This is a genomic window from Pseudomonas sp. p1(2021b) (assembly GCF_020151015.1).
GTDB classification, from domain to species: domain Bacteria; phylum Pseudomonadota; class Gammaproteobacteria; order Pseudomonadales; family Pseudomonadaceae; genus Aquipseudomonas; species Aquipseudomonas putida_K.
This window is the reverse complement of sequence record NZ_CP083746.1, coordinates 410,276-423,401: the sequence shown is the minus strand read 5'-3', so window position 1 is coordinate 423,401 and position 13,126 is coordinate 410,276. Positions and strand designations below refer to the sequence as shown.

Here is a 13,126-nt window from a genome sequence, read left to right as displayed (position 1 = left end):
GGACGGGCCGGCAGGCGCCGGCGGGCAGGAGTCAGGCGCGCCAGCGCCAACGGGCCAAGGCCTTGATGACTTTCATCCAGAATTTGCCGGTAACCGCCACGGTGGACTCTCTGTCTTGTGAGGCCTGAAGGTCCGCCAACGTTATCCCAGTGGCCGGGAGTAAGCAACCTGGCAACAGGGCACGCAGGTCGTCGATGACCAGGCTGGGCGATTCTTCATGGATCGGACGCCCATGGTTGTAGCCGTAGGTCAGCCCCACGCACTTGACCCCGGCCGCCTTGGCCGCCAGTACATCGCTGCGCGAGTCCCCCACGAACAGTGACTGCTCGGGGCGTACGCCGGCCATCTTCATGACGAACAGCAGCGCAGCCGGGTCGGGCTTTTTCTGTGGCAGGGTATCGCCGCCGATGATCCAGCGGAAATAGCGGCCGATCTTCATCTGGTCCAGCAACGGACCGACGAAGCGCTCGGGCTTGTTGGTGATCAGCGCCATCTCCACACCCTGCTTGCGCAACCAGCGCAGGGTATCGCGCACCCCAGGGTAGACCACCGTCAGGTCGTGGCTTTGGCCATAGGCTTCCATGAACAGGGCCAGGCCCTGTTCGGCCAGCTCGTCGTCGACCGCATCGTAGTCCAGCCCACCGGCCAGGGCACGCCGGACCAGGACCTGGGCGCCGTTGCCGACCCAGTGGCGCACGGCCTCCAGGCCCGCGGGCGGGCGCCCCAACTGGAGCAGCATACGATCCACGGCGGCAGCCAGGTCAGGGACCGAATCGATCAGGGTGCCATCCAGATCGAACATCACCAACCTGGGCAGCGCTCCCGGGAACAGCTGCTCGAAGCCGCTCATGGGCGAGCCTGGGCCAGCTCGGCGCGCATCTTGGCGATGACTTCCTGGTAGTCCGGCGCATTGAAGATCGCCGAACCGGCCACGAAAGTATCGGCACCGGCGGCAGCGATCTCACGAATGTTGTTGACGTTGACGCCGCCATCGATCTCCAGGCGGATATCGCGGCCGCTGGCGTCGATCAGTGCGCGGGCTTCGCGCAGCTTGTCGAGGGTGCCGGGGATGAACTTCTGCCCGCCGAACCCTGGGTTGACGCTCATCAGCAGGACCATGTCGACCTTGTCCATCACGTATTTCAGCGCATCCAGGCTGGTAGCCGGGTTGAACACCAGGCCGGCCTTGCAGCCACCGTCGCGGATCAGTTGCAAGGAGCGGTCGATGTGCTGGGAGGCTTCCGGGTGGAAGGTGATGTAGGTGGCGCCAGCCTCGATGAAGTCACCGATGATGCGATCGACCGGGCTGACCATCAGGTGCACGTCGATCGGTGCGGTCACGCCGTACTTGCGCAGGGCGCTGCAGACCATCGGGCCGATGGTCAGGTTGGGTACGTAGTGGTTGTCCATCACATCGAAGTGGACGATGTCGGCCCCGGCGGCCAGTACCTTGTCGACGTCCTCGCCCAGGCGGGCGAAATCGGCGGAGAGGATGGAGGGGGCAATAGCGTAGGGCTGCATGGCGCACCTGTTGGCAGAAATCACGGTGGCGCGCATTGTAACTCAGGGAGGCGGATCAGGGCTGATTGGTATCAATTCGATCGCTCGCCAGCACCGAACCTGTAGGAGCGGGCTTGTCCCGCGATTGCGATGTTGGCTTCACTGCCGCAATCGCGGGGCAAGCCCGCTCCCACAAGTTCGGTGTCGATACCCACGATCAGGCGGGCTGCTGGGTCCGCAACTTCTCGCTACGCCCGCGCAACCATTCCAGGGTCAGCAGCAGGATCACCGAGAATGCGATCAGCAAGGTCGCCGCTGCAGCGATGGTCGGGCTCAGGTTCTCGCGGATGCCGCTGAACATCTGCCGTGGCAGGGTCGCCTGCTCGGGGCCGGCGAGGAACAGCGTCACCACCACTTCGTCGAACGAAGTGGCGAAGGCGAACAGCGCCCCCGAGATCACCCCCGGGGCGATCAGCGGCAAGGTCACCCGACGGAAGGTCAGCAGCGGCGAGGCGCCTAGGCTGGCCGCCGCCCGCACCAGGTTGTAGTTGAAGCCCTGCAAGGTCGCCGACACGGTGATGATGACGAACGGCACGCCCAGCACTGCATGCACCAGGATCAACGAAATGAAGCTGTTGCCCATGCCCAGCGGGGCAAAGAACAGGTAGCTGGCCACGCCGATGATCACCACCGGCACCACCATGGGCGAAATCACCAGGGCCATCACCAGCGATTTGCCCGGGAAGTCCCCGCGGGTCAGGCCGATGGCGGCCAGGGTACCGAAGATCATCGCCAGCACGGTGGCGGCCGGCGCGACGATGATGCTGTTCTTCAACGCCCGCATCCATTCGGCCGAGGCGAAGAAGTCCTGGTACCACTGCAGCGAAAAGCCCTGCAGCGGATACACCAGGAAGCTGCCGCTGTTGAAGGACAGCGGCACGATCACCAGCACCGGGAGCACCAGGAACAACAGGATCAGGCCACAGAGGATGCGCAGGCTGTAGAACCAGACCCGCTCCACGGGCGACATGTAAGGGCTCAGCATGACAAGGGCTCCTCAGCTCAGGCGCAGGCGGCTGGCACCGACCAGCCAGCTATAGATCAGGTACAGCAGCACGGTCGCCAGCAGCAACAGCCCACCCAGCGCGGTGGCCATGCCCCAGTTGATGCTGGTGTTGGTATAGAAGGCGACGAAGTAGCTGACCATCTGGTCGTTCGGGCTGCCCAGCAATGCCGGGGTGATGTAGTAGCCGATGGCCAGGATGAACACCAGCAGGCAACCGGCACCGACACCGGCGTAGGTCTGCGGGAAGTACACCCGCCAGAAGCTGGCGAACGGATGGCAACCCAGGGAAATCGCTGCACGCATGTAGCTGGGCGAAATCCCCTTCATCACGCTGTACAGCGGCAGGATCATGAAGGGCAGCAGGATATGGACCATCGAGATGTAGACGCCGGTCCGGTTGAACACCAGCTCCAGCGGCTCATCGATGATGCCCATGGCCATCAGTGCGCTGTTGATCAGGCCGCCCGACTGCAGCAGCACGATCCAGGCCGCTACCCTTACCAGGATGGACGTCCAGAACGGCAGCAACACCAGGATCATCAGCAGGTTGCTCTGCCGGGTCGGCAGGTTGGCCAGCAAGTAGGCCAATGGGTAGGCCAGCACCAGGCAGATCGCGGTGATCACCACGCCCATCCACAGGGTACGGGTGAAGATGTCCAGGTAGATGGCCTGGTCAGGGGTCGCCTTGGCCACCTCGCCCAGGTCATCGATGCGGTGATCCAGTGCCGCCAGCAGGTAGAACGGCGTGACCGTGCTGGTGTTGCGGCGGATCGCCTGCCAGTAGGCCGGGTCGCCCCAACGCTCGTCGAGCGCCTGCAGGGCGTCCTTGTAGGAGGCGGGCTCGGCCTTGAACGGCAAGGCCCGGGCAGTCTTGGCCAGCAGGCTGCGGTAGCCAGCCAGCTCCATGTTCAGGCGTTTGGAAAGATCGCCCAGGGTCTGCTTCTTGCGCGACTCGGCCAGGTCCTCGCTGAGCACCTTGTACACGTCCTCGCCCGGCAGGCCCTTGCCATCCCACTGGGCGATGGCCTCGACGGTACGCGGCAGGCCGTTCACCACCTCTGGGTTGCCGACGCTCTTGTACAACAGCGCAGCGATCGGCACCAAGAACACCAGCAAGAGGAACAGCGCCAGCGGCGCGATCAACGCCTGCGCCTTCCAGCGATTGACGCGCTCGGCATGCTTGAGGCGCTGCTTGAGGCTTTTACCTGCGCCTTCGTTCAGGGGCACTGCAATGGCCATGGCGAACTCCGAAAATCTGGGGAACGATGAGCGCCGGCGCGATGGCCGGCGCTCCGTCAACGCGGCTTACTTCTTCGCCGCCCAGGCGTTGAAGCGTTGCTCCAACTGCTCGCTGTTGTCGGCCCAGAAGGCCACGTCGATCTGCACCTGGTTGGCGATGTTCTCAGGCGTGGTCGGCATGTCCTTCTTCACCGCGTCCGCCAGCAGACTGACCGCCTTGGCGTTGGCCGGGCCGTAGGCAATGTTCTCGGAGTAGGTCTTCTGCTGCTCGGGCTGCACGCTGAAGGCGATGAATTTCTTCGCCTCTTCGACATCCTTCGCGCCTTTCGGGATGGCCCAGGCGTCGAAGTCGTAGATACCGCCGTTCCACACCACCTTGAGGTTGCTTTCCTTCTGCACCGCCGCGATCCGGCCGTTGTAGGCCGAACTCATGACCACGTCACCCGAGGCCAGGTATTGGGGCGGCTGGGCACCGGCTTCCCACCACTGGATGCTCGGCTTGATCTGGTCGAGTTTCTTGAAGGCGCGGTCCTGGCCCTCTTTGGTGGCCAGGACCTTGTACACGTCCTTCGGTGCCACACCGTCGGCCATCAGGGCGAATTCGAGGGTGTACTTGGCGCCCTTGCGCAGGCCGCGCTTGCCCGGGAACTGCTTGGTGTCCCAGAAATCGGCCCAGCTGGTCGGGGCGGTCTTGAGCTTGTCGGCGTTGTAGGCCAGCACGGTGGACCAGACGAAGAAGCCTACACCGCAGGGCTGGATGGCGCCCGGCACGTAATCGGCCTCGTCGCCGAACAGCGCCGGGTCGAGTTCTTCGAACATGCCCTCGTCGCAACCGCGGGCCAGCTCCGGCGACTCCACTTCCACCAGGTTCCAGGACACACTGTTGGTGTCGACCATGGCCTTGACCTTGGCCATTTCGCCGTTGTACTCGCCAGCGACGATCTTGCCCTTGCCCGCCTTCTCCCATGGCTCGTAGAACGCCTTGACCTGGGCGGCCTTGTTCGCGCCGCCGAAGGACACCACGGTCAGGTCCGCGGCCAGGGCTTGTCCGGCGACGAACAGGCCGAGGGCCAGGGCGGTCAGTTTCAACTGCTTGTGCATTATTGTTCTCTCCACAGTTCAGGGTTGGTGAAGCAAACCTTCAATGGGCTTCGGCAATCGGATCGAGCGCGCGGGCGTGCTCCACCTCCCAGCCAAGCGGTACCACGTCGCCCACGGCCAGGGCCGGGTCGAGTTCGGCGATCGGCTGCTTCACGAAGAAGTCGCCCTTGCCGCACACCTCCAGGCGCACCCGCACGTGGTCGCCCAGGTAGATGAACTCGGCGACTCGCCCGGAGAAGCGATTGACGCAGCGTTCGCTGTGGCCATTGAGGCGCACGCGCTCGGGGCGGATCGACAAGGTCACCGGCTCACCGGCCTGGCCGACATTCACCGCCAGGGCCTCGACCCGCTCCCCACGGGGCAGCTGGACCTGGCAGCGATCACCGTCGCGCATCAGCAAGGTGCCGTTCAAACGGTTGTTCTCGCCGATGAAGTTGGCGACGAAGGTGTTGCGTGGTTCTTCGTAGAGGGTGCGCGGGTCGGCGATCTGCTGGATCTCGCCCTGGTGGAACACCGCCACCCGGTCGGACATGGTCAGCGCCTCGCCCTGGTCGTGGGTCACGTACACCACGGTCACGCCCAGGCGCTGGTGGATGTGCTTGATCTCCATCTGCATGTGTTCGCGCAGTTGCTTGTCGAGGGCGCCGAGCGGCTCGTCCATCAACACCAGCTGGGGCTCGAACACCAGGGCACGGGCCAGGGCCACACGCTGCTGCTGGCCACCGGAAAGCTGGCCTGGGTAGCGCTTGGCGAACGCGTCGAGCTGGACCATGGCCAGCACCCGCTTGACCCGCTCGCTGATGTCGGTCTTGCTGAGGTTGCGCACGCTCAGGGGGAAGGCCAGGTTCTCCGCCACGGTCATGTGCGGGAACAGCGCGTAGTTCTGGAACACCATGCCGATGTCGCGCTTGTGCGGCGGCACGTTGTTGATCGAACGCCCGGCCAGCTGGATCTCACCGGCGGTGGGGGTCTCGAAACCGGCGAGCATCATCAGGCTGGTGGTCTTGCCCGAGCCGGACGGGCCGAGCAAGGTGAGGAACTCGCCCTTGCGGATGTCCAGGTTGAGGTCCTTGACGATCAGCGATTCGCCATCGTAGCTCTTCTGTACACCGCGGAAGCTGACCAGTGTCTCGCCAGCGTTCGAATTCGCCTCGCTCATGCCTGCACCTTCTTGTTGGAATGACTGCGTAGGCAAAGCGTAGAGCAGGTGCAAGGCTCCGGAAATCGGGGGTGCTGAGAAAATGCCATCATCCGAATGGAAGATTTGTTGTAGGGATCGCCCTACACGCATGACGCATTCGGATAAAGACATTTCGGCCCCGAACGGCCCGCGCCACGCATAACGGTCTGATGTCGGCGGGCTCTTTGTAGGAGCGGGCTTGCCCCGCGATCAAGGGCGAAGCCCTTGCCAGCCGATGGTGATATCGGGCCAGGCCCAATCGCGGGACAAGCCCGCTCACCCAGGGGCTGGTCTCTACGCAGGGCTGGATGATTTCCCACAGGAAACTGCGCTGCCCTGGGCAGAGATGTCGTAATCAGACCAACTTGTGCTCCATGGCGTACTTCACCAACTCCGCCAGCGAATTGACCTTGAGCTTCTGCATCAGCCGCGCCTTGTGGGTACTGATGGTCTTGCTCGACAGCGCCAGCTGCTGGGCGATGTCATTGACATTGGCGCCCTGGGCCAGGCGCTCGAACACCGAGAACTCGCGCTCCGACAACAGCGTGTGCAGCGGCCGGGTCTCGGTCAGGCCAACCTCGAAGACCATGCGATCGGCCAGGGCCGGGTCGATATAGCGCCCACCGCTGGCCACCCGGCGGATGGCGGTCAGCAACAGGGCCGGGTCGCTGTCCTTGGTGGCGTAGCCTGCGGCACCGGCCTTGAGTGCCCGGGCGGCCATCTGCGCTTCGTCGTGCATCGACAGCATCAGGATCGCCGGCGGGTTGTGCAGCGCGCGGATCCGCGGGATCGCCTCCAGGCCGTTCACCCCTGGCATGGAGATGTCCAGCAACACCACCTCACACGGCGCCTGGCGCAAGGCCTCGAGCAGCTGTTCGCCATTGCCGGCCTCACCCACTACCTGCATGTCCTTGGCCAGGCCGATCAACTGCTTGATGCCCTCGCGGACAATGGTGTGGTCTTCGGCCACTAACACACGTATCACGATCGCTCTCCCCTACCCCAACGCAATGGTCACACTCAGGCTACAACCTTCACCCGGCTCGCTGTCCAGCTCCATGCTGCCCCCGAGCATCAGCACACGCTCACGCACCCCCACCAGGCCGAACGAGGTCGGCCTAGCCTGGTCACGCGCAAACCCCACGCCATCGTCGATGACGGTCATACGCAGGTGGTCCGCCTCGCAGGCCAGCTCGATCTGCACGGTATGCGCCTGGGCGTGGCGCATCACGTTGGTCAACGCTTCCTGAAGAATGCGGAACAACCCGGTGGCCTTGGCGTCGCTCAACGCCGGCAGGTGATCCGGCACCTGCACCAGGCAAGGAATCTGGGTACGCGCCTCGAAGCGTCGCGCCTGCCATTCGATGGCCGAAGCGATGCCCGCATCGAGGATCGGCGGGCGCAAGGCGCTGGCGACATCACGCACCAATTGGAACAGCTGGGCGATCAGGCGCTTCATGCTGGCCAGGCGCTCGTTCAGGCCCGGGTCCAGCTCGGCATAGGCCAGTTCGCACATCGAGACTTCGAGCTTGAGCACGGTGAGCATCTGCCCCAACTCATCGTGCACCTCCCGGGCAATGCGGGCCTTTTCTTCCTCGCGCACGCTCTCAAGGTGCGCCGAGAGTTCGCGCAACTGCTCCTGGGAACGCGCCAGTTCGAGCTCGACCCGCTTGCTCTGGGTGATATCCCAGACAATGCCGTCCCAGACCACGCGGCCATCGGCCAGCCGCCGTGTACTGGCCTTGATGTCAGCCCAGCGCTGCTCGCCCTGGCGCGTGAGGATCCGGCCCTGCCAGGACCAATCCTGGTCAGTGGCCAGGGCCAGGTCCTGGACCCGGTGATAGTCGGCGCGATCCTGCGGATGCACCAGGTTGCGCAAGCCCATGTCCGGTTGCTGGATCTGCGCAGGCGTGTAACCCACCAATGCCTCGCTGCCCTCACTGATGTAGGGGAACTCCAGGTCACCCTCGGCCGGGTCACGCTCCAGGCGAAATACCAGCCCTGGCACGTTGCCGGCAATCCCCTTGAGCCGCGCGTCGCTCTCGCGCAAGGCCGCCAGGGCGCGGCGGCGCTCGGTGACATCGGTGAGGAACACCACTAGGTATTCGGCGTCGCGAAAGCGCAGGAAGCTCAGCGACAGCTCCACCGGCAGCAGGCTGCCGTCGCTGTGCAGGCACTGGGTCTCGAACTGCTCGGCACTGCCATCACCGCTACGGACCCGCTTCCACAGCTCCAGCCAGCGGTCCATGTGCAGGTTCGGTTCGAAATCGATCAGCGGGCGGTCGAGCAATTCACCCTCGCCACGACCGAGCATGCGTTCGGCCGCATGATTGGCGTAACGCACATGGCTATCCCAGTTGACCCAGAGGATGCCGACCGTGCTCTGGTCGATCGAGAACTGGCTAAGGCGCAGCGCTTCCTCCCGGGCCTGGCGTTCGACCAGGTTCTCCCGTGCGGTCAGCAGGTTACGCTCCAGCTGGTGCTGCTGCCGGCGCTGCCACAGCAGCGTGGCCAGGGCGCAGATCAGCAACAGGCCGAACAGCAGCGCAAGGTTGCGCCAGAAACCCGCGGTATCGCCCAGGCGTGGGTACTTCGGTTGCAGCCAGCGCTGGTGCAATTGCTCCAGCGCCTTGGCGGGAATGGCCTGCAGGCCTTGCTCCAGGATGTTGGCCAGCATCGGCCAGTCGCGTCGCGAGCCGATGCGCAGCAATTGCGGCAAGCCGATATCGCCAACCACGGCCAGGTCGCCGAACTCGCTCTCCCGGGACAAGCCACTGAGCCTTGCCTCGTCCAGCACCGCATAGCTGGCCTGGCCGCCCAGCACCAGTTGCAGGGCCTGGCGCTCGCTGGGCACACCCTGCAGGTTCAGGTTGCCGTAGTTGGCTCGCAGGTAGTCGGCCAAGGCACTGGGCATGCGCACCGCGACCCGGTCGTTGGCGCCGAGCTTTTCCAGCTCGACCGCCATCGCCCCGGTGCGCAGCCCGACCACCAACTGGGGCACGCGCATATAGGGGTCGCTGAACGACCACAGACGCAGGCTGGCCGGGGTTTGCGTAAGGCCCGGGGCGAAATCGACTTCGCCGGCGCGCAGGGCCTGCTCCAGAGCGGCCTGGTCGGGGAAGTTGCGCCAGGTGAGGTCCAGCTCCAAGGCGCGCGCAAGCTGGGTCACCAATTCCACGTTGGCGCCATAGAGCTGCTGCAGGCGCCGATCGAACTGGGCGTAGGGCGCTTGCAGCACCAGGCCAACCCGCAGGCTGCGATGGCTGTCCAGCCATTGCTGCTGGGCCGGTTCGAGCACCACCGAAGGCGTAGGCTCGGGCCGGGCCAAAGCGATCAAGGGCAGCAACATCCAGCCGATAACCAACAGGCGACGCACTCGCTTCATCTATACGCTCGTCTTGGCAAGGGCGGCCATCATGCATGGCCGTCACGGACAAATACTATTAGGCTGCCGGTATCACTCTGGCCTTGGGTAGATCCATGTTCACACTTTATCGCACGACGCTGGCAGTGTTCTGCCTGGCTTCGCTCTTGCCGCTCGGCACACAGGCCGCCGACGCGCCAGCAACCCAACCTGCCGAGGAATCGGCCACCACCCCTGCACCCCGCCCGCCCCTGGCAGAACGCAGCCAGGAAGACGCCCAGGCGCTCGAACGCACGGTGCCCAAGGCTGAACAGCAAAACTTGCAGGCCGGCGCCGACAGCTTCCTGGCCCTGTGGAAACCGGCCAACGACAGCGACCCCAAGGGCGCCGTGATCATCGTTCCGGGGGCCGGCGAGAATGCCGACTGGCCCAATGCGGTCGGCCCGCTGCGCCGCAAGTTTCCCGATGTCGGCTGGCACAGCCTGAGCGTGAGTCTTCCGGACCTGGTCTCCGACAGCCCGCAGCCACGGCTCGACAATACGCCACAGGCCCAGCCTGACAAAGACAAAGGCGAGGCGGCTCCGGCCAAGGACACCCCGGAAGATGCCAACGCCAACGTCGCCCAGGCCACCGCGCCCGATGCCGACACGGCCGAAAGTACCGACGCCAAGGACGCCAGCGAACAAAACGACCAGGCCGATGCCGAACGCATCTTCGCCCGCCTCGATGCCGCCGTGGCCTATGCCCAGCAGCATGAGGCGCGCAGCATCGTGCTGATCGGCCATGGCAGCGGCGCCTATTGGGCGGCACGCTACCTGAGCGAGCAGCAACCGCCGCAGGTGCAGAAACTGGTGATGGTCGCGGCGCAGACGCCGGCAAGGGTCGAGCACGACCTCGAAAGCCTGACGCCGACGCTCAAGATGCCCACTGCCGACATCTACTACAGCACCCTGCCGCGCGACCGACGCGCTGCCGAGCTGCGTCTGCAAGCGAGCAAGCGGCAGAAGGACGCCCCCTACCGGCAGTTGTCGCTGATCGCCACGCCGGGCAATGCAGCGGCCACACAGGAGCAGCTGTTCCGAAGGGTACGCGGGTGGTTGATGCCGCAGGAATAAAGTACGCCTAGAGCCCCTGCCGTTTGCGAACCATGGCGTACGCCTGGTGCAGCTCGCGCGTGCGCTCGGTCGCTTCACGCACCCGCGCCTCGCTGGCACCGCTGCCGGCCAACTTGTCCGGGTGGTGCTTGCTGACCAAACGCCGATACGCTTGCTTCACCTGGTCGATGTCGGTGTCCGCCTCGATGCCGAGCAGACGCAATGCCGCCGAATACGTCATCACCCCGCGTTCCGGAAGCGCTTTTCGCGGCTCGTATTCCAGCGCCAGGCCAAGGACCTGGGTCCGGGTCAGCCCCAGCTCGCGGCCCCACTCCAACAGCAGCTCGCGCTCACGGGTGCCGGCCTTGCCGTCCGCCCAGGCCATCCGGCAGCAGGCGCGCAAGGTGCCTTCGGCCGCATGGGGTTGCAACCTGATCCGTTGCAGGTAACGCCCCAACCGATCCTTGCCCGACTTGCCGCGGTTGAACGCGGCGATCGCCCGCAGCCTCGCGGGTTCGGTCATGGCCAACCGGGTCATTTCCTGCCGGGCCTGCTGGATATGCCCCTCGACGACCCGGCCATCGCTTTTCGCCAGGCGCCCGAGCAACACAAACAACAGCTCCTCGTCCCGCAACGCCGGGCGCCCGCCCAGGCGTTCGCGCACATCGTCCCAGCTCTGCAGGCGCAGACGCCGGTCCATGGCCTGGCCAAGCAAGGCGCCAAGCAGTGCGCCGGGAATGCTGGCGATGGCGAAACCGGCGCCGGCCCCGATCACTGTGCTCGGCCACCACATCTCAGGCGCGCCCGGCGATCAGGCGCTCGACCTCGGCCAAGCGCTCGAGGGTGCCGACATCGACCCAATGGCCCGCATAGTGCTCGCCAGTGACCTGCCCCTGGCTCATGGCCTGGCGCAGCAGAGGCGCCAGCTTGAAAGCACCGGGCTGGCAACCGTCGAACAGGGCGGGATCGAGTACCGAGATGCCGCTGAAGGTCAGGGTCCCGGGCGCATCGTCGCCGTCCACGACCTGCTCGCCGGCCAGGCGGAAATCGCCCCGCCCGTGATGGCCTGGGTTGTCCACCAGCACGAGGTGGGCAAGGCCGGCCAACGGTGCGCGCAACCGGGCGAAGTCGTAGTCGGTGAAAATATCGCCATTGACCAGCAGGAACGGTGCATCCCCCAGCAACGGCAGGGCCTTGAAGATACCGCCACCGGTTTCCAGCGGCTCGCCTTCTGGCGAATAGCGGAGGCTCAGGCCAAAGCGGGCGCCATCGCCCAGATGGTCTTCGATCTGCTGGCCGAGCCAGGCATGGTTGATCACCACCTCGGTGAAGCCTGCTCGGGCCAAGGCCTGCAGGTGATACTCGATCAACGGCTGGCCAGCCGCCGGTACCAACGGCTTGGGCGTGTGCAGGGTCAGGGGGCGCATGCGTTCGCCCTTGCCCGCCGCCAGGATCATCGCCTTCATGGGCGAGCTCCGGCTTGGAGTTCGGCGATCAGCTGGCCCAGCTCGGCCAACTCGGGGCGGCGGCTGATGACCTCGTCGATGTAGGCGAAGAAGCGTGGCACGTCGGACAGATAGCGGGGCTTGCCATCACGGTGGCAGATGCGGGCGAAGATCCCGATCACCTTGAGGTGGCGCTGCACGCCCATGAGGTCGCTGGCGCGGTGGAAGGCCTCGAAATCGGACTGGACCGGGATACCGGCCGCGCGTGCTTTCTGCCAGTAGTCGCGCAGCCAGCCTTCGACACGCGCCTGGGGCCAACTGACGAAGGCGTCCTTGAACAGGCAGGTGATGTCGTAGGTCACCGGGCCGTACACGGCATCCTGGAAGTCCAGCACGCCTGGGTTCGGCTCGCTCTGCATCAGGTTGCGTGGCATGAAGTCGCGGTGCACCAGCACCTTGGGCTGGGCCAGGGCGCTGTCGATCAGCAATTGGCTCACACGCTGCCAGATCGCCTGCTGCGCCTCGGTGAAGGCCAAGCCCAGCTCCCGCCCTACGTACCACTCCGGGAACAGCTCCACTTCGCGACGCAGCAAGGCGTTGTCGTAGCTGGGCAGCGGCGCGCTCATCGGCAAGCGCTGGAACGCGAGCAAGGCTTCGATGGCATCGGCGAACAACGGATCGGCGTTGTCGGCATCGATGATTTCCAGGTAGGTCTTGTGTCCCAGGTCACCCAGCAGCAGGAAGCCACGTTCCAGGTCCTGGGCGTGGATAGTGGGGACATGCACGCCGGCGCTGGCCAGCAGATGATCGATCTCGACGAACGGGCGGCAGTTCTCCTGGGGCGGCGGTGCATCCATGATCACGAAGCTGTGGCCAGCGGCCTCCCAGCGGAAGTAGCGGCGGAAGCTCGCGTCGCTGCTGGCCGCGGTCAGGCGGCCTGCGGGCACTTCGCCCCAGGCGTTGTCATGGAAAAGGTGGGCAAGCTGTTCATCGAGCCAGGCGGTCAGTTGTTGCAGGCGTACATCGTGATCGGGCATTACAAGGGTCTCCGACGGCCCTAGCCGTCAAGCGGGTCATGCTTTATTATCCAGCATCTTTTTCAGACCATCGAGAGGCGTGCGGCCCCACACGCGGGCA

The 13,126-nt window shown here is 65.1% G+C and carries 12 protein-coding genes; 1 reads left to right on the top strand and 11 read right to left on the bottom strand.

Translation table 11 applies throughout. The features are described from left to right. Positions 1-31 precede the first annotated feature (31 nt). From K8374_RS01835 to K8374_RS01800, 8 genes are all read right to left on the bottom strand, one after another. Positions 32-850: a phosphoglycolate phosphatase gene (locus K8374_RS01835; protein WP_224457735.1), complete on the bottom strand. Its 819-nt coding sequence runs from the start codon at positions 848-850 to the stop codon at positions 32-34. Then, complete coding sequence (gene rpe, locus K8374_RS01830) at positions 847-1,521, bottom strand: ribulose-phosphate 3-epimerase (protein WP_133327269.1); 675 nt, start codon at positions 1,519-1,521, stop codon at positions 847-849. The genes K8374_RS01835 and rpe overlap by 4 nt, the downstream gene beginning before the upstream one ends. A 196-nt stretch (positions 1,522-1,717) precedes the next feature. Further along, positions 1,718-2,545: an ABC transporter permease gene (locus K8374_RS01825; protein ID WP_224457734.1), complete on the bottom strand. Its 828-nt coding sequence runs from the start codon at positions 2,543-2,545 to the stop codon at positions 1,718-1,720. 12 nt (positions 2,546-2,557) lie between these two features. Then, entirely contained in the window at positions 2,558-3,805 is a 1,248-nt protein-coding gene (locus K8374_RS01820; RefSeq protein ID WP_224457733.1) for an ABC transporter permease, read from the bottom strand. Positions 3,806-3,871: 66 nt separating this feature from the next. Next, entirely contained in the window at positions 3,872-4,906 is a 1,035-nt protein-coding gene (locus tag K8374_RS01815) for an ABC transporter substrate-binding protein (protein ID WP_224457732.1), read from the bottom strand. Positions 4,907-4,946: 40 nt separating this feature from the next. Beyond that, a complete protein-coding gene (locus K8374_RS01810; protein ID WP_084856160.1) occupies positions 4,947-6,065 on the bottom strand; it encodes an ABC transporter ATP-binding protein in 1,119 nt (372 codons plus the stop codon). Positions 6,066-6,441: 376 nt separating this feature from the next. Next, positions 6,442-7,074 carry a response regulator transcription factor gene (locus K8374_RS01805; protein ID WP_224459250.1) on the bottom strand — a complete coding sequence of 211 codons (633 nt, stop codon included), beginning with the start codon at positions 7,072-7,074 and terminating at the stop codon, positions 6,442-6,444. A gap of 9 nt (positions 7,075-7,083) precedes the next feature. After that, positions 7,084-9,471, bottom strand: a complete 2,388-nt coding sequence (locus K8374_RS01800; RefSeq protein ID WP_224457731.1) for a PAS domain S-box protein — start codon at positions 9,469-9,471, stop codon at positions 7,084-7,086. Positions 9,472-9,566: 95 nt separating this feature from the next. Between K8374_RS01800 and K8374_RS01795 the strand changes: the two genes are divergently transcribed. After that, complete coding sequence (locus tag K8374_RS01795) at positions 9,567-10,565, top strand: alpha/beta hydrolase family protein (RefSeq protein ID WP_224457730.1); 999 nt, start codon at positions 9,567-9,569, stop codon at positions 10,563-10,565. A gap of 7 nt (positions 10,566-10,572) precedes the next feature. On the opposite strand, the gene K8374_RS01790 is transcribed toward K8374_RS01795, so the two are convergent. Genes K8374_RS01790 through K8374_RS01780 form a run of 3 tightly spaced genes read right to left on the bottom strand, consistent with a single transcriptional unit; the run spans position 10,573 to position 13,026 of the window. Continuing rightward, positions 10,573-11,337 carry a DnaJ domain-containing protein gene (locus tag K8374_RS01790; RefSeq protein ID WP_224457729.1) on the bottom strand — a complete coding sequence of 255 codons (765 nt, stop codon included), beginning with the start codon at positions 11,335-11,337 and terminating at the stop codon, positions 10,573-10,575. A 1-nt stretch (position 11,338) separates the two neighbouring features. Further along, a complete protein-coding gene (gene murU, locus K8374_RS01785; RefSeq protein ID WP_224457728.1) occupies positions 11,339-12,010 on the bottom strand; it encodes an N-acetylmuramate alpha-1-phosphate uridylyltransferase MurU in 672 nt (223 codons plus the stop codon). Next, the gene (locus tag K8374_RS01780) at positions 12,007-13,026 is read right to left on the bottom strand and encodes an aminoglycoside phosphotransferase family protein (RefSeq protein WP_224457727.1); all 1,020 of its coding nucleotides are present in this window, start codon (positions 13,024-13,026) and stop codon (positions 12,007-12,009) included. Before K8374_RS01780 ends, murU begins: the two co-directional genes overlap by 4 nt. Positions 13,027-13,126 lie beyond the last annotated feature (100 nt).